The 19239-nt window shown below is 71.1% G+C and carries 20 protein-coding genes and 1 tRNA gene; 7 read left to right on the forward strand and 14 right to left on the reverse strand.

The window, feature by feature from the left end; all coding sequences use genetic code 11:
* Positions 1 to 5: 5 nt before the first annotated feature.
* On the reverse strand, positions 6 to 650 hold the full coding sequence (locus ACO229_RS06345) for a TetR/AcrR family transcriptional regulator (RefSeq protein WP_397415765.1): 645 nt from the start codon (positions 648 to 650) through the stop codon (positions 6 to 8).
* Positions 651 to 710: 60 nt separating this feature from the next.
* Here ACO229_RS06345 and ACO229_RS06350 point away from each other — a divergent pair, with 60 nt between their 5' ends.
* The gene (locus ACO229_RS06350) at positions 711 to 1127 is read left to right on the forward strand and encodes a DUF952 domain-containing protein (RefSeq protein ID WP_423464171.1); all 417 of its coding nucleotides are present in this window, start codon (positions 711 to 713) and stop codon (positions 1125 to 1127) included.
* A gap of 78 nt (positions 1128 to 1205) precedes the next feature.
* Here ACO229_RS06350 and ACO229_RS06355 read toward each other — a convergent pair whose 3' ends face one another.
* Positions 1206 to 1562: an ArsR/SmtB family transcription factor gene (locus ACO229_RS06355; protein WP_423464172.1), complete on the reverse strand. Its 357-nt coding sequence runs from the start codon at positions 1560 to 1562 to the stop codon at positions 1206 to 1208.
* A gap of 90 nt (positions 1563 to 1652) precedes the next feature.
* Between ACO229_RS06355 and ACO229_RS06360 the strand changes: the two genes are divergently transcribed.
* A complete protein-coding gene (locus ACO229_RS06360; RefSeq protein WP_423464173.1) occupies positions 1653 to 2690 on the forward strand; it encodes an NmrA/HSCARG family protein in 1038 nt (345 codons plus the stop codon).
* Between the two features lie 4 nt (positions 2691 to 2694).
* Here the strand turns inward: ACO229_RS06360 and ACO229_RS06365 are convergent, their stop codons facing one another.
* The gene (locus ACO229_RS06365; protein WP_423464174.1) at positions 2695 to 3420 is read right to left on the reverse strand and encodes an aspartate/glutamate racemase family protein; all 726 of its coding nucleotides are present in this window, start codon (positions 3418 to 3420) and stop codon (positions 2695 to 2697) included.
* 2 nt (positions 3421 to 3422) lie between these two features.
* On the reverse strand, positions 3423 to 5030 hold the full coding sequence (locus ACO229_RS06370; RefSeq protein ID WP_423464175.1) for an NCS1 family nucleobase:cation symporter-1: 1608 nt from the start codon (positions 5028 to 5030) through the stop codon (positions 3423 to 3425).
* Between the two features lie 218 nt (positions 5031 to 5248).
* Between ACO229_RS06370 and ACO229_RS06375 the strand changes: the two genes are divergently transcribed.
* From ACO229_RS06375 to ACO229_RS06390, 4 genes are all read left to right on the forward strand, one after another.
* On the forward strand, positions 5249 to 5842 hold the full coding sequence (locus ACO229_RS06375; protein ID WP_397432736.1) for a helix-turn-helix domain-containing protein: 594 nt from the start codon (positions 5249 to 5251) through the stop codon (positions 5840 to 5842).
* Between the two features lie 690 nt (positions 5843 to 6532).
* Positions 6533 to 6606, forward strand: a tRNA-Pro gene (locus ACO229_RS06380).
* Between the two features lie 183 nt (positions 6607 to 6789).
* Positions 6790 to 7068, forward strand: a complete 279-nt coding sequence (locus tag ACO229_RS06385) for a helix-turn-helix transcriptional regulator (protein ID WP_423464177.1) — start codon at positions 6790 to 6792, stop codon at positions 7066 to 7068.
* A 123-nt stretch (positions 7069 to 7191) separates the two neighbouring features.
* Positions 7192 to 8301 (forward strand): tyrosine-type recombinase/integrase, encoded by a 1110-nt coding sequence (locus ACO229_RS06390; protein WP_423464178.1) that lies wholly within the window; start codon positions 7192 to 7194, stop codon positions 8299 to 8301.
* 920 nt (positions 8302 to 9221) lie between these two features.
* On the opposite strand, the gene ACO229_RS06395 is transcribed toward ACO229_RS06390, so the two are convergent.
* The 10 genes from ACO229_RS06395 to ACO229_RS06440 form a co-directional block, all read right to left on the reverse strand.
* Complete coding sequence (locus ACO229_RS06395; RefSeq protein WP_423464179.1) at positions 9222 to 10280, reverse strand: DUF4192 family protein; 1059 nt, start codon at positions 10278 to 10280, stop codon at positions 9222 to 9224.
* Between the two features lie 421 nt (positions 10281 to 10701).
* Positions 10702 to 11772 carry a hypothetical protein gene (locus ACO229_RS06400; protein WP_423464180.1) on the reverse strand — a complete coding sequence of 357 codons (1071 nt, stop codon included), beginning with the start codon at positions 11770 to 11772 and terminating at the stop codon, positions 10702 to 10704.
* Between the two features lie 83 nt (positions 11773 to 11855).
* A complete protein-coding gene (locus ACO229_RS06405; protein WP_423464181.1) occupies positions 11856 to 12377 on the reverse strand; it encodes a hypothetical protein in 522 nt (173 codons plus the stop codon).
* 96 nt (positions 12378 to 12473) lie between these two features.
* Positions 12474 to 13469, reverse strand: coding sequence for a hypothetical protein (locus tag ACO229_RS06410; protein WP_423464182.1), 996 nt, complete (start codon positions 13467 to 13469; stop codon positions 12474 to 12476).
* 88 nt (positions 13470 to 13557) lie between these two features.
* Positions 13558 to 14499: a hypothetical protein gene (locus ACO229_RS06415; protein ID WP_423464183.1), complete on the reverse strand. Its 942-nt coding sequence runs from the start codon at positions 14497 to 14499 to the stop codon at positions 13558 to 13560.
* A gap of 23 nt (positions 14500 to 14522) precedes the next feature.
* Positions 14523 to 15533 (reverse strand): hypothetical protein, encoded by a 1011-nt coding sequence (locus ACO229_RS06420; RefSeq protein ID WP_423464184.1) that lies wholly within the window; start codon positions 15531 to 15533, stop codon positions 14523 to 14525.
* On the reverse strand, positions 15530 to 15940 hold the full coding sequence (locus tag ACO229_RS06425; RefSeq protein WP_423464185.1) for a single-stranded DNA-binding protein: 411 nt from the start codon (positions 15938 to 15940) through the stop codon (positions 15530 to 15532). The genes ACO229_RS06420 and ACO229_RS06425 overlap by 4 nt, the downstream gene beginning before the upstream one ends.
* 249 nt (positions 15941 to 16189) lie before the next feature.
* Complete coding sequence (locus ACO229_RS06430; RefSeq protein ID WP_423464186.1) at positions 16190 to 16909, reverse strand: hypothetical protein; 720 nt, start codon at positions 16907 to 16909, stop codon at positions 16190 to 16192.
* Between the two features lie 169 nt (positions 16910 to 17078).
* The gene (locus ACO229_RS06435) at positions 17079 to 17390 is read right to left on the reverse strand and encodes a hypothetical protein (RefSeq protein ID WP_423464187.1); all 312 of its coding nucleotides are present in this window, start codon (positions 17388 to 17390) and stop codon (positions 17079 to 17081) included.
* Between the two features lie 46 nt (positions 17391 to 17436).
* On the reverse strand, positions 17437 to 18438 hold the full coding sequence (locus ACO229_RS06440; protein WP_423464188.1) for a hypothetical protein: 1002 nt from the start codon (positions 18436 to 18438) through the stop codon (positions 17437 to 17439).
* 274 nt (positions 18439 to 18712) lie between these two features.
* On the opposite strand from ACO229_RS06440, the gene ACO229_RS06445 reads away from it, so the two are divergent.
* Positions 18713 to 19168 (forward strand): HXXEE domain-containing protein, encoded by a 456-nt coding sequence (locus tag ACO229_RS06445; RefSeq protein WP_423464189.1) that lies wholly within the window; start codon positions 18713 to 18715, stop codon positions 19166 to 19168.
* The last annotated feature ends 71 nt before the right edge of the window (positions 19169 to 19239 follow it).

Below are 19239 nucleotides of genomic sequence, written 5' to 3' on the forward strand. Positions count from 1 at the left end.
GTGCGTCACGCCTGCCGGCGCAGCACGGTATCGATGGCGCGCCGGGCGTGGGCGCGCGCCTCCTCGTACGAGGGCGCGGGCGCGAGCCCGAGCAGGCGCCTGCGGTGCGGCTCGCCGAGCAGGAGGGTGTAGATCGCCTCGGCCGTGCCGGGCGCGTCCGGAAGCGGGCCGCCGGCGGTCGTCCGCCGGCTGTCGAGGCTCGCGGCGAGCACCTCGATCGACCGGGCCGGGCCCTGCTCGTAGAACGTGGCCGCGAGCTGCGGATGCTGGCGCGACTCGGCGATGACCAGGCGGTGGAGGGTGACGGCGTCGTCCCCGTGCAGGATGTGCACCATCCGCGTGGCGAGCTGTTCCAGGTCTGCGGTGCCGTGGACGGCGGGCCGCTCGTGGACGTGCAGCCGTTCCACGGCGGCGAAGAACAGCCCGGTCTTGTCCGTGAAGTGCCGGTAGACGGTCCGCTTGGTGGCGCCCACCGCGAGCGCGACCGCTTCGATGGTGGTGCCCGTGAACCCGCGTTCGGCGAACAGGCGGACGGCGGCCTCCAGGATCTCCGCACGCCGGGCGTCGACGTCCTCGCGGCGTGGGCGGCCGGGGCCGCGCCGGGTCGCAGCGGGTCCTGTGGCGTCCGTCTCCTCGGGCTCTCTCCTCACGTCAGTAATGATACGTTGCCGTTTCATTGATCGCTGGCCGATGGACGGGGGGGACGACCGATGGCCGAGGAACGACTGCTGCACGTGGCCTTCAGCGACGACTGGGAGGCGTGCGAGCGGTTCGGTGAGTACGACGTGGCGACGCGCAGCACGCTGTTCGACGACACCGGATTCCTCCACTCCACCACCGCGCAGGGCCTGCCGGCCGTGCTGCGCGACGTCTACGGTGATGCGTCCGAGCCACTCGTCCTCGCTGTGATCGACGACGCGGCCCTGGCCGCTCAGGGGATCACGGTGCGCTGGGAGGCGGGCGCCGGTCCGGACGGCACGGCGGCGCCGCGCATCGAGGGCGTGCTGCCGATGGACCGCGTCACCGTTCCCGCCGTGCTGCCCGTGCGACGAGGCGCGGACGGATGGGTCGCCCCCGACCTCGACGGGTGGCACGTACGCAGCACGCCGCCGCCCGGCGTCGCCTAGGGTCGCGCCACCACTCGGGTCGGCGCGCCGATGGAGCCCGTTACCCGTTGGTGGCCCTCGTGGCCCTCGTGATGGCCGCTATGCCCTGCGGAGCATCTCCGCCAGTCGCGACAGCGTGTCTTCGTTGCGCTTGTAGTGGACCCACTTGCCGATCCGTGTGGACCGCACAAGGTGCGCCCGTTCGAGGGTCGCCATGTACGAAGAGATTGTCGATTGTGCCAACCCCGACTTGGCTTGCAGGTGGCTGACACAGACCCCGACCTCGTCCCGGTCGGCGATCGGTTCCCACTGCGCGAACTCGCCGTGGGGGTCTCGCAGCCAGTCCATGATCTGCAGCCGTGCAGGGTTGGCCAGGGCCTTCAAGGCTTCGACCGCGTCCAGCGGGGCATCGTTTCCCGTCTCGCCCTCTGGGCTCGTCGCCCGTGCCTTCGCCACGCCGTCTCCTTTCTCCTAGACACCATCGTATCTCGATGTGACGAACTGAGCTCACTCCTGCAACAAGTTGACAGATCGCGATATGACGATATGTTCGGTGTCCACGTCCTCGGTGTCGCGGCCGCCCGGCTGCGGGCTGCCGCGAACGCCGGGCATACACAAGAGGAGTGCACAGTGCCTGAGAACAGCAAGCCGTTGATCGTCGTCGCGGGTGCCACCAGCAAGCAGGGCAGGAGCGTTGCCACGTCCTTGCTCGAGAGCGGCAAGTTCCGGGTGCGAGCCCTGACCCAGGACGCCGATTCTGCCCAGGCCCGAGGCTTGGCGGGGATGGGGGCGGAGATTGCCGAGGTTTCCCTCGCGCCGGGTCACCAGCGCGAGCTCGTGGACGCGTTCGGATCGGCCGAGGGGGCTTTCCTGATGACGCCGCCCCTCCTGCCGCCCGACTCCGAGGAGTACCTCATCGGGAGCCAGCTTGCCGATGCCGCAGCCGAAGCCGAAGTAGGTCACGTCGTCTTCAGCACCCTGGAGAACGTCGAGGAGAGGACGTCGGGCACGAAGTGGGCGCCGCACTTCACCGACAAGGCGCTCGTCGCCGAGCACATTCGGACCCTGCCGATCTCGCACACCTTCGTCTCGCTCTCGTTCTACTACACCAATGCGCTGGAGTACTACGTCCCGCACGTCGACGGTGACACGGTGGTCATGCCCTTCTACTTCCCCGAGGACTTCCGCGTACCGTTCGTGGACCCGCTCACCGCGGCCGGCCCCGCCGTCCTGGAGGTGTTCTCCAACCCCGACATGTACCGCGGCGCCTGGCTCCCGGTCGTCGGTGATGTGATCTCCCCGGCCGAGATGGTCGAGACGTTCTCCCGTGTTACCGGACTCAAGGCCGAGTACCGCAACGCCTACACGCGCGAAGGCCTTCTGAAGTACTTCCCTGAGCTGGGCGTGAACCCTTTGGCAGCCGACGAGACCATCGGCATGGTCGAGTACGCGGTGGAGTACGGATACTTCGGCGACGACCGCGACCTCGAGTGGAGCCGACGCATCGATCCCAACACGCTGACCTGGGAACAGTTCCTGCGCAAGACCGGCTGGCGCGGGGAACGGGTCGCCTTCGGCAACTAGGGCCCTAGGTCAGGCGGAGCACGTCGGCCCGCGGCGGCAGGCGGTACTCGTCGCGCTTGCTCGTGCCCACGCCCATCCGCACCATCCCGGACACGAGGCCCACGGCGGCGGCCACGCCGTCGACGACCGGCACCCCGGTGCGCCGGGTCAGGTCGGCGCAGAGGTCGGTCATGCCGGCGCAGCCGAGCACCACGGTGTCGGCGCCGTCGAGCACCGCGCGCTCGCAGAGGCGGGCGATGCGCTCGCGGGCGGCCGATCCGGCGTCCTCGAGGTCCAGCACCGGCACGTCGGCGGCGTGCAGGGCGACGCACGCGTCCTGGTAGCCGTAGCGCCGGACCAGGTCCTGCGCGCGGCCCAGGGTGCGCGAGAGGGTGGTGACCACCGCGAACGTGCGGCCGGACAGGGTGGCGACGTGCATCGCGGCCTCGGCGATGCCGACCACCGGCCCGGTGGCCTGCTCGCGGGCGGCGTCGAGACCCGGGTCGCCGAAGCAGGCGACCACGTACCCGTCCGCGGGGCGTTCGCCCGCCTCGCAGGCCGCGACGTCCCGCGCGACCACCAGCGCCGCCCATGCCTCGTCGGTGTGGCTCTCGACGGCGGCCGGGCCGGAGCCCGGCTCGGGGCAGCCGGCGACGACGGCGACGCCGGGGCCCGCCACCTCCCGGGCGGTGGCCGCGATCTTGCCGGTCATCGCCCGGGAGGTGTTGGGGTTGATCAGCCGGATCCGCACGGTCAGGCCGTGGCGCCGTCGGCCACGCCCGCGGTGCCGCCGTCGAACGACGGGACCTGCGGGCTGAGCCGCTCCAGCCACCAGAAGGCGGCGAACCCGAGGGCGCACCCGATGAACCAGGTGAAGTTGCCGATCCAGGAGATGTCGAAGTACCCGAGGTCGGCGATCAGCTTGGGCACCACGCCCAGCAGGACCGTCGGCACACCCGCCAGCACGACGGCCAGGACCCCGTTGCGGTTGTAGCCGTTGGTGTACCAGTAGGCGCCCTCGGGGGACATGGTGAACATGTCGTCGACGAGCACCCGCTGCCGCGCCGCCACGTAGTAGCCGGCGATCAGGATGCCGAACAGGGGACCGATCAGGGCGCCCAGCACGCCGAGCGTGTAGTGGATCGCGTCGGCGTCGTCGTACCAGTTCCAGGGCAGCAGGAGCACGGAGCCGACGGCGGCGATCATGCCGCCCATGCGCCAGCTCACCTTCTGCGGGGCCACGTTGGAGAAGTCGAACGCGGGGGAGATGAAGTTGGCGACGATGTTGATGCCGACCGTGGCCGTCACGAACGTGAGGCCGCCGAGCAGGATCGCGAACGGGGTGTCGATGCGCTCCACGGTGTGGATCGGGTCGGTGACGAGCTCGCCGAACACGGGGACCGTGGCGGACGCCGTGATCACCGTGAGGATCGAGAAGAACAGGAAGTTCACCGGCAGGCCCAGCAGGTTGCCGCGCTTGACGGCCTTGAACGAGCGGCCGTAGCGGGCGAAGTCGCCGAAGTTGAGCATGGGGCCGGAGAAGTACGACACGACGATGGCGACGGCCGTGCAGAACACGCCCACAGAGGCCCAGCCGGTGAGCGGTTCGCCCTGCACGAGGCTCAGGCTGATGTTCGACCAGCCGGCCTCCGAGACCAGGTAGACGGCCAGCACGATCATCACGACGTAGACGGCCGGGCCCGCCCAGTCGATGAACCTGCGGATGGTCTCCATCCCGTTCCAGAACAGAGCGGCCTGCGCGAACCAGAGGACCGCGTACGAGATCCAGCCCAGCGCGCTGAGCCCCAGGAAGGTCGGCTCGACGAGGGCCGCGGCGGCGGGGATGAACTTGAGGAACACGATGTTCAGCGACTCGGCGGCGAGGAACGTCTGCACGCCGTACCAGGCCACCGCGATGAGCCCGCGGATGATCGCGGGGATGTTCGCGCCCTTGACGCCGAACACGGCCCGGTTGATCACGGGGTAGGGCACGCCGGTGCTCTGGCTGGGCCGGGCGACCAGGTTGGTGAACACCTGCACGATGACGATGCCGACCACGAGGGCCAGGAGCACCTGCCAGCTCGCGATGCCGAGGGCGAAGAGGCTGCCTGCCGTGACGTAGCCGCCGACGCTGTGCACGTCGGACATCCAGAACGCGAAGATGTTGTACGCCGACCACTTCTGCTCGCGCAGTGGGGCGAGGTCCTCGTTGGCGAGGCGCGGGTCGTACCCGGGCTTGACGTCGCCGGAGCCCACCGGGTGCCCGGCGGCCTCCACGAGGTCGTGCTCGCCGGCGGGGGAGCGGTCGGGGTGGTCGGGTGCGGCCGCCGTGGAGGCCGTCACCTCCGTGTTCTCGGTCATGAGCGGCCTTCCGAGGGAGTGGTCTGCGAGGTCCCCATGAAGTTATGGGTTAACGCGAGTGCGCCGGTTTCCCGGGCGTAACCAGGTCGTAAGGCTCATGTTCAGTGATGGCTTCACGGGTGTTTCGGGATGTATCGGGCACGTGACGCCAGGCGTGTCGCCGGTGTGTCGCGCTGCCGCGGGCGCGGGCCGGGCCCGCGCGCTCGTACGATGCGGCGGTGTCCTCCGAACCGTCGCTGGGTGCCCGACTGCGCTCCCTGCGTGAAGCCCGAGGTGTGTCGGCGCGCAGCCTCGCCGCGACGCTCGGCATCTCGGCCAGCGCCGTGTCCCAGATCGAGCGGGACGTGATGCGCCCGTCGGTGGTCCGGCTGCTGGCCATCACCGACGCGCTCGGCGTGCCGTTGTCCGACGTCTTCGAGCCGCCGGAGGCCGCCGCCGGACCGCGCGGCGGGGCGGGGGAGCTGGAGCAGGCCGGGATCGCCGTCACCCGGGCCTGGGAGGCGTCACCCGTGACGCTCGACGGCGGGGTCACCTTCCGCAGGCTCTCGCCCCGTCCCATGCCCGGGCTCGACTTCTTCGAGTCCGTGTACCCGCCCGGCGCGACGGCGACGCTCGGCGACTCCGAGCTGTTCCGGCACGAGGGGTACGAGATCGGCAACGTCGTCTCGGGCGAGCTCACGGTCGAGCTGGCCGACGACGTGGTCGTGCTGGCAGCCGGTGACTCGATCAGCTACCCCTGCTCGGTGCCGCACCGGATCCGGAACGCCGGGGTGCGGCCGGCGGTGGCGACCTGGCTGATCGTGCATCCCTAGTCGCGGGGTCAGACAGCCGGGATGGTCGTCCTGGTCAGCCGCTCGGAGACCTCCCAGACGCGTGCCGCCTCGGTGAGGCTGCGCAGCGCTCTCGACCGTGCCGGCCAGGACATCGCGGGCGGAGAGCCAGCGGATCATCCGCCGGCCGGGGGTCTCCTGTGCGCGGCCCAGCTCGGGCCGCGCGGTAGCCGTTCGCGCCGGTGACCACCGCGCGCCGGCCGGCCTGCGACGGCATGTCCGCGGTGGTCCAGTCGGGCAGCTCCGCACCCGGGGCGGTGAGGCGTCCCACGCCGAAGGAGAGCGCGCCGGCCGCGACGCCGACGGCCGCCATCTGCAGCACGGCGCGGCGCGATGGTCCGCGCCGGTGGCCCGTGCGGTCGTCTCGTCCGCTCCGAGATGGCTGGTCGGGCGGGTCGGTCGGTGGGTGTGACATGTCCTGCTCCTCGTTCGGCGTGCACCGCGGCGCGGTCTGTCGTCGATCGTCGGCGGACCGTCCTCGTGTATCCAGGACCCGCTGATCACAGGCTGGCGAGGTGGTGCGGCGGCGTCGGGCCCGATGAGGCGAGCGACCCGGACGTGGTCGAGGCGCGCCGAACGTCGTCTGGTCGGGCGCAGGCCCTGAGGTGGGGTAGTATTTCCGTCGGCCCCAAGGGGCCAAACCGGTAGCCTTGAGCATGCTCAAGAACACCGCGGGCTGTGGCGCAGCTTGGTAGCGCACTTGACTGGGGGTCAAGGGGTCGCAGGTTCAAATCCTGTCAGCCCGACCGATTCAGGCCTGGAAACTCAAGGGTTTCCAGGCCTGAAGGGTTTCTGAGATTTGAACCGGTCATCAAATACTCATCAAATAGGCCGCCTGGGCGGCCAAATCTCGGCATCCGGGATGCGGGCCGCGCAGCGCGCGCGGGTCGTCTCGGGACGGTGCGGAGCACAGCACGCACCTGAGTGTCATGGAGACGCACACATCCCCCGCGGGTGGGCTGGACCCGCTGCTGAGCCTGGACGAGTTGGCCGAGTACCTCGGCATCCCGGTCCGGACGATCTACGACTGGCGCACCGACGGCAAGGGCCCGCGCGGCGTCCGGATCGGCAAGCACGTGAAGTTCTTCCACTCCGACGTGCGCGCGTGGCTCGACCAGCAGCGCGAGCCCGCTCCGGGCCGTGCCGGGCAGCCTGCGTGGCCGCCCGAGCAGTCCGAACCGGCGGCCACGGAAGCCGGGGGGCGGTGACCGTCCATGGCTAAGCCTCGTACACCGATCGGCACGTGGGGTGCCATCAACCTGGACCGTACCGCCTCCGGCGCCGACAGGGCACGGACCTGGTTCCGGGACCTGGACGGCCGGTCCCGGCTCGTGCAGGCCTCCGGGGAGACACCGAAGCAGGCCGAGATCGCGCTCAAGGCCAAGCTGGCCCGGCGGATCAGGCGGTCGTCGGGAAGTGTCGAGCTGACGGCCGACAGCGCGTTCACGCGCCTGGTCGAGGTGTGGCTGGAAGACATCGAGCTGGACGATCTGGCGCCCTCGACCCGGGAGCTGTACGAGCGGGACATGCGCACGCTCGTGCTGCCTGCCTTCCGGGACATGACGCTGCGCGAGATCTCCATCATGAAGGTCGACCGATTCCTCAAGGAGCAGCAGAAGCAGTCCTACGCCAGGGCCAAGCACGCCAAGGTGGTGCTGAACCTGGCTCTGGGGCTGGCGTTGCGGTACGAGGCGATCGACCGCAACCCGGTGGCCGGGACCAAGCGGCTGCGCCGGCCGAAGACGGAGGCCAAGGCCCTGGCCCATGCCCAGGTCGACGCCATCCGGGCCGCTGTGCGTGCGTGGCGGCGAGGAGACCAGAAGGTTCCTGGACCGCCGCCGGACGGACAGCTCGAAGTGATCATCGAGGTGATGCTGGGGTCCTCGCTGCGGATTGGTGAGGTCCTGGCGCTACGCCGCTGCGATGTCGACCTCACCACCAACCCGGCCACCGTCCGCAACTCCGGCACGATCATCTCGCCCAAGGGCAAGCCGACCTACCGGCAGCCCAGGCCGAAGACCTCGACCTCGGTGCGGCGTATCGCCGTGCCGACCTACACGGCCGAGGCGCTGCGCCGGCAGCTGATGTCCTCGGCCGGCGAGCCACCGGAGACGCTGTTGTTCCGCTCGCGGAACAAGACTCCGCTGACGACGAACAACGTACGACGCCGGTTGCGGGACATCCTCAAGGAGGTCGGCATCACTGGCGTGACGCCGCACTCGTTCCGCCGCACGGTGGCCACAACCGTGGATCGGGCCGGCGGGACCGCGATGGCGGCGCAGCTCCTTGGGCACACATCTACGGAGATCACCAAGCGGCACTACATCGAGCCGGACGAGAACGTGGACGTGCGCACCGCGGAGATCCTGGAATCACTCGCGCCAGGCAAGTCTCCGGGTCAGGCAGCCGGACACGAAGGAGGGCTGGCAGGCACAGAGTAGGACGTGGTCCGCACGGCGCGTGCCACGTGAGCGACAGGTCTGCGGCCCGTTGAGGGCCGCGGACCTGTTCCTCGCCACCACTGACGCCGCCGCCCTGGAAACTCTGGGCAGGTTCCGCGGCCTGTAGGACCTCGCGGCCGCGTCGGTCCACCGCATGCACCTTTGCAGAACCACCCCGTGCTTCGGCTCCTGCTTGGTCGCCGCAAGTTTGCGCCCGCGGCAGGGCGGGCTCGTCGTTGTCTCGTAGCTGGTGGCTCGGCGACTTAGCTCAGGTGATGAGGCTGGAACTGTCAGAACGGGGGCTCGATGCCCGGGTTGGTGGGTGGCTCGTCGCGGGGCAGTAGCACCGCGGCCAGTTGCTCAGTGGGGTCCACGACGGGCTCTGGCGGCCCCCATGATCATGTCGACGGCATCCTGTGTGCCGCTCCCAAACTGCCGGTCGTGCACGCTCATGATGTCTCCTTCGGGTCGTCGCGGTCGGCGTCCAGGCGGCCCGTAGACCGTCGTGGCGTCGGGGGTTGCCGGCAGTGTCTTCTTGCTGGTCGGTGGTGTGGCTGCCCGGGCGTGGAATCATGGCCCCCGTTGTTCGGGTTCGGGCGTCACCTGCGGGGTCGGATGACCTGGTCGGGTTGGGTCTGTGCGGTGGTGGGCGCGCAGCCGTGCGACCACCGCGCGTGCCGTGTCCAGGTCATGCGCTGGGACAACCGAAGGACTCGGCGGACGCTGCCCGTCGACGCCCCGTGAGATGCCGGTGCGACCGGCGGGACCATCGGCGGTGGAGCGCGGTGTCGGCCTGCGGCCACGGCCATCGTCGGCGATCTGCGCGAGCGCGGTCCGTGGCTCGGGTGCCAGGTTGGTGTGATCGGGCAGGACGGTCGTGTCACCTGGCTCAGCGATCACCTGGCTCCGTGGTCGGGCGGTCAGATACCCATGGCGTCGGACAGTGGTGGCTCTGGCGGGCGACGAGTGCTGGTCCATGCCTCCGTGGGGCGCGTCGTGCCTGTCCTGGTCTGGTTCGCTGTCCAGGCCGCGTCGGCCTCCTGGAGCCTGTTGTCGGCGTCCTTGAGGATGGCGCGCCGGATCGGTTCCGGGCGGGCGCCGTGGTGGTGGGCGATGCTGACGAGGTTGGCGAGCCTGTGCGCCGGGTTGGTGTGCCGGAGCAGTCCTTCGACCTGGGGCGGGGGCCACCCGGTCAGGTAGGCGACTGCGGCGGCGGTGGTGGCCAGTGCGGGTCGTTGCGAGGGCGGGGCTGCCCGGAAGGTGCGGATCAGCGCGTCGACGCGCTGGCGGTGCTGGCGGCCGTGGATCGCATGGGCTATGACGGTGTCGCGCACGATGGTGCTCTGGCTGACCAGGTGGGCCAGGGACTGGAGATGGTTGACGTCGTCGACGCGCCCGCTGGCCAGGTGGTCCAGGGCGGTTCGCGCGAGGTCGGCGCGGGTGGTCGGCGAGAGGGTGGTCAGGTAGGTGGCCCTGGCCTGGTCGAGCTCGGTGAAGAGCGGCTCCGGCAGCGGGGCGACGGAGGCGACGAGGTCGTTCCGGCTGGCTGCTGGCGTGGGGGCGCCGCGCAGGACGAGGTCCGGTGGCGGGGTGGGAAGGGTGGTGCGGGGTCCCCAGGTCTCGGTCAGGTTGTCCAGGACCCGCCACGACCCGTCCTGGACGTGCAGCACGGTGGAGCGCGCGTCGAACACTTCGCACAGCTCTGTCGCCAGGTCGAAGGCCCAGGTGCCGCCGTCGGGGCCGTAACCGGTCACGGCCACGTGGTCGATCGGGCCTTCGTCCTTGAGTACCTGCGCGAAGTGTCCGGCGGCCTGCCCTGGCCCGGCGTCTGGGTCCCAGTGCACGGCGGCGTGAACGATGGCCACGCCGCGGGGCCCGTACAGGCTGGTCACGACCTGGTCGTCGTCGGGCTGGTGGCCCAGGACATAGGGCAGCTGGGCCAGGTAGCGACCGAGGACGGGGCTGGGTTCGGTGGGCATCTTCCTGCTTCTTTCGCTCAATGGCCGAGGGGGTGACGGGTGGGAGGGAAAGGTGTGCGCGACGGTCCGCGACCGCGGGGCAGCACGTTCCCGGTGGAACGCTGTCTCGTGGTGCACCCGACGCGGCACCGCACAGCGCGCGCGGCCCCGGGCTGTCGTCGACGTTCGGTTCGGGGCGTTGCTGCCGGGCCGGCCGAGGTGCGCGGGCCGGGCGCCGTACCGGGGACGGGAGGTCCGGATGGGCGCGCTGTCGATCTGGCCGACGACGGACATGCGCGTTGCCGTGGGGCCTCGTGCGAGTGCGACAGCGCAGTTGTGCACTGCAGGGGCTGGCAGGGTGGGTGTCTGGCCGCGGTGGTGTGCGTGTCCGGGCAGGAGTGGGGCATCCTGCTGGTGTCCGCCGATGAGGTGGTGTGCGCCTCTACAGGGAGGGTGGGTCCGTCTGGCGGCTGGGTGAGGGCGGCCTGTCTGGTGATCGAGGGCTGGGCGGGCGGGGTGTGTCGGTGGGTGTGGGGCGTTGGTGGGCGTCGAGCTGGAAGTCGATGGCCTCGCGCACGTGCCCGGCAAGGATCATGTCCAGGTCGTCGGTGAAGTTGCCGGTGATCGGCGTGACGGTGGTCAGGTCGGGGTCGATCGGGTCGGGCACGAGGTTGCCGAGCAGGGCCCAGCGTGCGGTGGCGTAGCAGTTGTTGATCAGCAGGTCGGGCGCTCCGGGCACGTGCACGGGGACCAGGTCGATGAAGTTGATCCCGTCGGGTTGGTGGCCGGGCTCGCGGCGGCGCAGCAGGAGCAGGTCGACGGGACTGTCCTGCAGCGGTGCGGCGCGCAGCGCCGAGGCTGGGAGCCGGGTGGCGGCGATCAGGTCCGCTTGGTGGGCGATCGAGCGGCGGGGTTGTGCGTCGGGCCCGTCCAGGAGCTGCCGGTGGGTCAGTGCGACCAGGAGTCCGCCGGGTCTCAGCCAGGACAGGGCTTGGTGGATCAGGGAGTGGTGAAGTGCGGTGATGTCGATCTGGCTGTCGTGGGACAGGGTCCGTGCGTCGCACAGCGGCAGGTTTGTGATCGCCAGGTCCGCGTCGTCCATGTCGGGCCGGGTCGCGGGTCGAAGGTTGAGGTCGTGGTGGGGCCACTGGTCGGTCGTGGGCAGGTCGCCGGCCAGCACGACCCGGTCGGGCAGGTTGTCGACGTCGTCGATGGTGATGCCTTCGGTGACCCGGGGCCGGTCGGGCGGGGCGCCGGCGAGCAGCTCGGCGTCCGCGCCCGCGACCAGGAACCTGCCATCGGTGTATCCCAGGGCGTTGAGATGGCCCCACAGGTTGGTTGCGATCGCTTCGTGCGCGGCGTATCCGCTCGCGGCGCTGTGGATGTGGCGGGCCATCGTGTCCAGGATCGACTCCGTGGTCCCGACCAGGACCGGTATGTCGTTGATCGGGTTGCCGTCGTCGTCTGTCGCACCGGTCATGTGCATGGTCTTCTCCTCGTGGCTGGTGTTCATGTCAGGGGTTCTTGTCGCCCTGCGGGCTCGTGGCCGTCGCCTCGTGGCTCGGGGTGCGGCGGTTGTGTTGGGGGACTGGGATGTCAGAACGGGGGCTCGATCCCGGTGCTGGTGGGCGGCTCGTCGCGGGGAGGCAGGAACCCGAAGGCCGCGGCTTGACCGCGGGGTCGGGGCGGGATGAGGTCGCGGATCTGGAGCTGGGCGCGGATGTGGGCGGTCTCTCGTGCTGCGGCTGGGTAGTCGTCGATGTCTGGGCCGAGGCCTTCCCAGCGGGTGCCGTCCTGGTCGGACACGATCTCTTCTCGGTGCCCACGGTCCATGTCGTCCAGCACCTGGCCGGCGAATTCGGGTCTATCGACCAGGCGCTGGATGTTGCCGCCGGCCTCGATGAGCGGGTACAGGCAGAACGAGGGGCGCGGGTCGGGGTCGTAGGTCCAGTGCTGTGAGTCGTAGACCTTCTGGCTGTAGGTCACGTACTCGGCCCAGACCCGGCGTGCGGTGCGAAGCCGGGATGCGTCCGCTCCCGGGCTCATACCGGGGAAGCCGAGGGTGAGCGCATGCCAGCGTTCGGCGCGCAGAGCCTGGTCGAAGCTCATCGCGGGCATGACCTACCTCCTGTCCGGTCAGGTGCGCGGCAGCCGGCGGCACGGCTGGTGCCTCTGTTGCGCATCACTGCTGGGTCCTGGGCTGGTGGCCGGGCGCTACAAGGTGGGCCCGGCGTAGCCGGTGCCGGGCACGGGCGGCGCGTCCTGCTGTGGTGCCCGCTGGAGGCTGCCGGAGCTCGGGGGGCGTTGCTGGGCGTAGAGGCGGTCGTCGATGGCGATGTCGGTGTGCGTGGCCAGTGCCTGGGACAGGAGGCGTCCGAAGTCGCCGCCGATGGGGGCGACGGTCGTGGTCTCGGGGTCGATCGGGTCGGGAACGATGTTGCCCAGCACGGCCCAGGGCGCGGTGGCGTAGCAGTCGTTGATGAGCATGTCCGGGGCGTCATGGACGTGCACCGGACTGCGGTCGATGAAGTCCAGGCCGGCGGGCGGGTGGCCGGGTTCGCGGCGGCGCAGCAGGAGCAGGTCCACGGGGCTGTCCAGCAGTGGTGCCCGGCGCAGCGCAGCGGCGGGCAGGCGCACGGCCCCGATCAGATCGGCATGGTCGGCGATCGAACGGCGCGGCTGGGTGGAAATTCCTTCGAGGAGCTGGTGGTGGGCGGTGGTGACTAGGAGCCCACCGGGCCGTAACCAGGCCAGGACGTCGCCGATGATCGCGCTGTGCTCCGCAGCGAGGCGGGTCCTGGTGGAGCGGGTCAGGGCCCGTGTGTCCGCCAGGGGAAGGTCGGCCAGGGCGAGGTCGGCGGTACCGGCCTCGCGCGTGCCCATGGGCCGTAGCCGCAGCCCGTGGCGCGGCAACAGGCCGGCGGAGGGCATGCGAGCGGTCAGGAAGAGGCCCTCCTCGTAACCGTCGATGGTGTTGGCAGGCCGGGGCCCGTCGGGCGATGCGCCGGCCAGAAGGTCGGCGTCTGCTCCGACGGTGAGCAACTTCCCGGTCGTGTACTCCAGGGCACGCAGGTGCGGCCACAGCTGCGCCGCGATGTTCTGGTACGCGACCTCGGCTGACGTGCTGTCGTGGTTCTGTTGGGCGAGTATCTCCAGGGCCGTGGCCTGGTCGGTCTGGACGAGCTCGATGCGGGATTCGTCGGACTCCATGACAGGGCCTTCCTCATCGTCGGTGCTGGGTTGCTGGTGGGTGGGTTGCTGATGGGGTGGGCCGGTCGATGAGCGGTCCAGATGGCGGTCACAGAGACAGGTCGGGTGGCTCGGGGTGTGGGTGGCTGGGTCCGTGCCGGAGTGTGGCCGGCCGGTGTCCGGTCGCCTGGTCGGTGGCGGTGCTGGTGGGGCCGTGCAGGGCGGCAATCTGGCCGAACACGGCGGCGAGGCGGCCTGGCCAGGTGCCCTCGGGGTCGTGGACACTCAGCTGTTGCATCCCCCAGCGGTCGGTTGACACCTCCCGGGCGCCCAGGACGCGGTCGGGGTGAGTGGTGAAGTAGGTGCTGTGGTGCAGCCCTTCCTTCGGTGACCAGTCCACGCGCGGGAACTGCAGGTTCCGGGCGGGCAGCGGGGTCTGCCTGCGGCGTAGGACCAGGACATCGACAGGTGCGTCGCAGGCCGGCGTGGTGCGCAGGACATGAGAGGGCAGGCGGACCGCGCCGAGGAAGTCGGCCGTGCGGGCCAGGCGTGCCCAGTGGGATGGGTCAGGGAAGTCCAGGACCGTGTGGTTGGCCAGGAACACCGCGTGCCCACCGGGGGCGAGCGCGTCCAGTGCTTCGGTGGCCAAGGCATGGAAGTTGTTCAGCCGCGCGATGCGGCCATCGCGGCTGCGCAGGTGGACGTCGCTGTACGGCATCGACACCAGCGCGACGTCGAACGGGCGCGTCATGCCCAGGTTCAGGGGGAACCGTGCGAACGGGACCGCGTCACGGTCGCCGTCCGGCCGGCCCCCGGGCAGAGGGCCTTGCCACCGGTCCTGGACCGGCAGCCCTTCTTCGTCGCGGGCCTGGTGCCGGTTCGGGTCGCCCGTGAGCAGTGCCTGCGGGTACACGCCGAATGCCAGCGCCCGCGCCCGGACCGGGGCGCCCAGGCCTCGCAGCAGGTCACCGAGAATCGGTGCGAGCTGGGCGTGCGCGTCGGCGGCGTCCGTGTGGGCGTGGCTGTCCAGCGCTGAGATGTCTGCCTTCACTCGGGAAGCCTGCGTGCCGACGGTCATGACCTGTCCCTCTCATCCGTGCCGGGCCCCTCGGTGACCGGCTCGTCCACCACGGGCTCACCTGTTGGGGGCTGACCTGGTGCGGGCTCACCCGTGGTCGGGCCGGTGGACAGCACGTCCCGAGCGGGGTCCTCGGGGTCGGGTGTGGGTAGGCGCCAGGACTGGCGTAGCCGGTTGACCCGCTCGGCGCGGACCTGCTCGATCTCGGCCTGCGCCTGTTCCTCGACCTGGCGGCGCCGGGCGAGATCGTCGGCGACAAAGACGGCGAAGTCGGCGGCGCGGTCGGTCACCGGGGCTGGGGTGGGGCTGGGGGCGGGGTTCTCGCCAGGCCAGGTGGTGCGGCGGGTGGGGCGGTCCTCGGTCAGGGTGGTGCCGCACCGTTGGACCCAGTCCCGTAGCCGGCGTCGGGTGTCGGACAGGTCCCGCAGCCACATCAGCGGGGACCCGGGGTGGGCGTCCTGGGCGTGACCCGCGAGCCAGGAGGTGCGCAGCGCGGACAGCTCCCAGACCAGCTCGGGGTGCCGGTGCCACATCGGGGGCAGCTCCTGCGGGGTCAGTCCGAAGTCGTCGCGCAGCCAGTACACGAACGCGTCCAGCTGCCACCACTCCTGCTCGGCCCGGTCCGCGCCCAGGGTGTTCCAGTTGATCGGCACCACCGGCTCCGGCTCGGCCGGCAGCAGCAGGTCAGCATCCGTGTGCGCCGCGGCCCCGCCCAGGCCCGAGGTCGCCCGGCTGCTGGGGAACGGGACCGCGTCGCCGCTGGACTCGTCTGCTACGCCGTCCGGGTCGTCGAGCTCGGGCAGCGGGTCTCCGGGGTGCCAGCCCAGCATCCGCAGCAACGAGAGCTGGGACGGGTCAACAGGGGCACCGTCCGGTGCTGACAGCGGGTCATCCTGGGGATCGGGGCCCGGCAGGTCAGGTTCCGGCAGGTCGGGTCCCTGCCAGTCGGGTCCCTGCCGGCCGGGTTCGTTGGGGTCGGTGCCGGGCGTCTGCTCTGGACCGTTCATGACGCGCGTCCCGGCTCGGCCCGTACGACGGGTGCGGTGGGGCGGAGGCGCCGGCGGCTGCGGGTGACCTTGTACCGGGTGCGGGCAGCGTCGTGCCCGAGCCGCCGGGCGACGAACTCCTGGTGCTGCACCCTTTGGCCGTCGCGGGTGACGTCGTAGGTGTTGACGTGCCCGGAAGCGATGAACGCGTCACCGGCCCGGAACCGGGCCCGGGCGCGCTGGGTCGACTCGTGGAAGACCACCAGGTCGCAGGTGACCGGCTCGCCGGGCGTGAACGTCTCGCCCTCGTGTCGCCACTGCTGAGCGCGGACCCGCGCCCGCAGCACGGGCACCCCTGCCCGGGTGGTGCCGGGCCGCAGCCCGGTCAGGAGAACGCCCTCCAAGCTCTGCCGGATGGGGATGGTCATGATGGCTCCCTGCTCGGGTCACAGACGCTGGATCGCGCCCATGTCCCTTGCCAGGTGCACGGCCACCACCAGAGAGGGCGCCGGGGGATCCGCGTCAGCCGGGGGCTGTTGGTGGCCTGGGTCTCGTGTGGGCGGATGCTCCAGGGCTCTGCTCGATCCGGCTTCCGGTCGTGGGCCTACCTCAGAAGCACGCCGGCCGCGGACACGAGCCCGCCGTCGATCAGGCCGGTGGCAGCGTGCACCAGGACCTCATCCTGCGCGGCGACGGCCAGCAGCCTGGCCGGTGGTTCGGGTGGGGACCGTGGTCGGCGCGGCGGTGTCGTGCCGGGTGACCTCGAAGCGGGTGCCGGAGTCGTCGGCGCGTGAGCGGCGCACCACGGACAGGTGGGCTTCGCGCAGCCAGTACGCCCCACGCTCCGGGCCGCTCCATCGCGCCTGCTCGACGTCGAGTATGAACGCCGAGCCCTCCCAGGAGACCGGCGACAGGATCGTGGCAGCGCGCTGACGCGCCCGGGCCAGGAGCTGGCGGCGCTCGCTCGCGGTCAGCCGGGCGCGGGGGCCTGCCACGACGATCTCGACACCGTCCAGGAGCGCGGCAAGAACGACGGCCACGTGCCCACGCGCTTCCGGTATAACGACCACGCGTTCCAGGTCGACCCCGGCCTCGGCCAGCGCCACCGGGTTGAGCTCGGGCCACCCGACCAGGGCCACCCACCGGTCGCGCTGGGTGACGCCCAGGAGCCAGCACATCAGGCTCGCGGAGCCTCGAACGGTGACCGCTGCCCCGGTGGGCAGGTCCCCACCGGGCAGCAGCTCGGTTAGGGGAGCGGGGGAGGGTGGGGTGAGCTCGAGGCCACGCTCGCGCTGCTCGACCGGGGTGTGGTGCTCGACCCCGACGCGGCGCTCGACCGACTGGAGGGCGGCACGAGCGCGCTCCAATGCTGTCGGAACCACCCCGGAATCGAACATGCGTTCTAGTGTATGAGTGAACACCGTGGTCTGGTGGCTCGAACGGATCGAGAGCCTGAGCCAGGGACCTGTTCTGTCGCGGCTGCGGGCGCTGACCAGGTCGACGTCCGCCCGGCGAGGTCTGCCGGTGACCCTCAGCCGGCGGTCGTAACCGCAACCAGGGAGGGGGTCAGAGGTACAGGTCCGTGCTCGCGCCGGGGTGCGTGCCGTGGCCGACGCGCCGGGGCACGCCTGGGCTGGGCTGCTCGGGTGGGCGCAGGAAGCCGGGTGCGGTCAGCCCGCGCTGGGTCGCGGCACCCCCGATCCGTGTGAAGGCCTCCTGCATCCGATGACCCAGACGGGTCCGGTCGGCGGCCGGGACAAGCCGGGTCGAGCCGTCGGGCTCGGGCAGGACCCGGCCCAGGACGTGCTCGGGGTGGGCTCGGCCGGCGAGTGTGAGTTGGTCGTCGTGGGGTTCATCGGAGCGCTCCTGTCGCTTCACGGTCGTGTGCACCGGGCTGGGGGCCAGCGGGACTGGCGGGGCAGATTCACAGTGGCGGTACGGGGTCGGCGGCCTGTCGTGGCCGGTCGGATCCGACACCGGCGTGCACCGCGCGTGATGCCAGCCCGGACGCGGACCCGACGTCGAGGGCCGCGACTGTTCGCGTCTCGGCGGTGCTCGTGTGGGTGCGGGTGATCTGGTCCAGCACGTGCGGGAGCCGGTGCTGCCAGGTGCGCTTGGTGTCGATGACGGCGAGCTGTTCCAGGTCCCACTGGTCGGTCTGGGTCATCGGCAGGCCCAGGACGTGCTCACGGTGGGAGCGGTAGTAGGTGGTGACGGGGATCCCGGCGCCGGGCATCCACTGCGACCGTGGCACCACGAGGCCCGCGCTGAGGCTCCCGAGGCCCGGTGTGTGGCGGCGGAAGATCATCAGGTCGGCCGGGGCGTCACACAGGTCCTCGGTCCGCAGCGCGTGGGACGGCAGGCGCGCGGCGCCGAGGAAGTCCGCGACCTGCCCGGCCTGCTCCCACGGGGTGCGCGCGGAGCCTTCCAGCCCGGCGTTGTCCAAGATGGAGTGGTTGGCCAGCGCGAACACGAGCCCGCCTGGTGCGGACCGGTCTAGCGCTGTGGTGAGCTCTTCGTGGAACCGGCGCTGCTGGTAGGACCAGGCCGCCATGCTGCGCACGTGCACGTCCAGCCCGACCTGGGAGATGACCTGGACGGCGAACGGGCCACCGGCCCGGGGCGCGGCGGGTTGGTGGTTCACGGTGAAGGCGGGGTATGGCCACCGCGGCGGGGTCTGCGCCTGCCACGGGACGGATCTGTCCCACATGCTCGCCGTCGGGTGCGTCACCGGGGTGGTGCCGATCAGCTGCGCGGACCCGGACCCCACGGCCAGGACGTCCGCGCCGGTCGGTACGCCCAGGGCTTGAGCGGTGTGCCAGATCTGCCCGGCCAGGAACTGGTGACCGCTGGTCGCGTCCGCCCCGGCATGGGCAGCCATCGCGCGCCGGTCAGCATCGACCAGCTGTTCCTCGTACCGGTCCATGACACCCTCCCTGCGCTCCTGCCTCGCACTGCGGTCGTTGTTCAGGTGCGCGACCGGTGCCGTCGGACAGGCCCGTCGCGGCACAATCACCTCGCCCGCTACAAGCGCGGGGCATCGCCTTGCGCGGCGGGAGACCGCGTTGTTCTGACCCGTAGTGATGTTGGTGCCGCGCCCGGGGCGGGCCCGTTACCTTCGTACCGTGGTGGAGGAAAGCGCGACGGAGACCGTCGGTAGGAGAGTGCCCGGCCGCTCCCGGCTCGCCCTTCTGTGGTGCGTGGCCATCGTGGCGCTGGCCGTGCACAACGCGGAGGAGCTGGTCCGGGACCTCCCGGGCTGGCAGGCCGAGCGGCCGTGGCTCCCCGGTGGCGCCGTGTACGGGGACCAGGCTCAGTTCGCGGGCGCACTGGCGATCGTCACCGGTGCGGTGCTGGTGCTGGCCGTCGCCGCGGTGGCGGGTCGGACGGCGTGGAGTGCGCCCGTGCTGGTGTGCGTCGGCTACGCACTGCTCGTCAACGCCATGGGGCACGTGCTGCTGAGCGTGGTCACGTGGAGCCTCATGCCCGGCGTGATCACCTCGGTCCTGGTGCTGGTCCCGGTGGCCGTTCTGCTGGCCCGGACGCTGCCCCCGGTGCGGTGGACGGCCTCAACCGTGCTGGTCACGCTGGTCGCGGCGGTTGGGCTCGTGCTCGGGTCTCTGGTCATCGCGGCGCTGGTGGGCGCCGTGCTCTGAGGTGTTCTCGGGCCAGTCCCTCGCGTGGCTGCGCGGGCGGATCTGCGTGGCTTTCCGGACCGGCGCTTCGG

The organism is Promicromonospora sp. MS192 (assembly GCF_049532985.1).
In the GTDB taxonomy this organism is placed as follows: Bacteria; Actinomycetota; Actinomycetes; order Actinomycetales; family Cellulomonadaceae; genus Promicromonospora.

Excerpts from the sequence above, each read along its gene's own strand:
- ACO229_RS06350 (WP_423464171.1), top strand. The coding sequence starts at position 711 with ATGGCCGAGGAACGACTGCTGCACGTGGCCTTCAGCGACGACTGGGAG.
- ACO229_RS06360 (WP_423464173.1), top strand. The coding sequence starts at position 1,653 with ATGTTCGGTGTCCACGTCCTCGGTGTCGCGGCCGCCCGGCTGCGGGCT.
- ACO229_RS06370 (WP_423464175.1), bottom strand. The coding sequence starts at position 5,030 with ATGACCGAGAACACGGAGGTGACGGCCTCCACGGCGGCCGCACCCGAC.
- ACO229_RS06385 (WP_423464177.1), top strand. The coding sequence starts at position 6,790 with ATGGAGACGCACACATCCCCCGCGGGTGGGCTGGACCCGCTGCTGAGC.
- ACO229_RS06395 (WP_423464179.1), bottom strand. The coding sequence starts at position 10,280 with ATGCCCACCGAACCCAGCCCCGTCCTCGGTCGCTACCTGGCCCAGCTG.
- ACO229_RS06400 (WP_423464180.1), bottom strand. The coding sequence starts at position 11,772 with ATGAACACCAGCCACGAGGAGAAGACCATGCACATGACCGGTGCGACA.
- ACO229_RS06405 (WP_423464181.1), bottom strand. The coding sequence starts at position 12,377 with ATGCCCGCGATGAGCTTCGACCAGGCTCTGCGCGCCGAACGCTGGCAT.
- ACO229_RS06410 (WP_423464182.1), bottom strand. The coding sequence starts at position 13,469 with ATGGAGTCCGACGAATCCCGCATCGAGCTCGTCCAGACCGACCAGGCC.
- ACO229_RS06420 (WP_423464184.1), bottom strand. The coding sequence starts at position 15,533 with ATGAACGGTCCAGAGCAGACGCCCGGCACCGACCCCAACGAACCCGGC.
- ACO229_RS06425 (WP_423464185.1), bottom strand. The coding sequence starts at position 15,940 with ATGACCATCCCCATCCGGCAGAGCTTGGAGGGCGTTCTCCTGACCGGG.
- ACO229_RS06430 (WP_423464186.1), bottom strand. The coding sequence starts at position 16,909 with ATGTTCGATTCCGGGGTGGTTCCGACAGCATTGGAGCGCGCTCGTGCC.
- ACO229_RS06440 (WP_423464188.1), bottom strand. The coding sequence starts at position 18,438 with ATGGACCGGTACGAGGAACAGCTGGTCGATGCTGACCGGCGCGCGATG.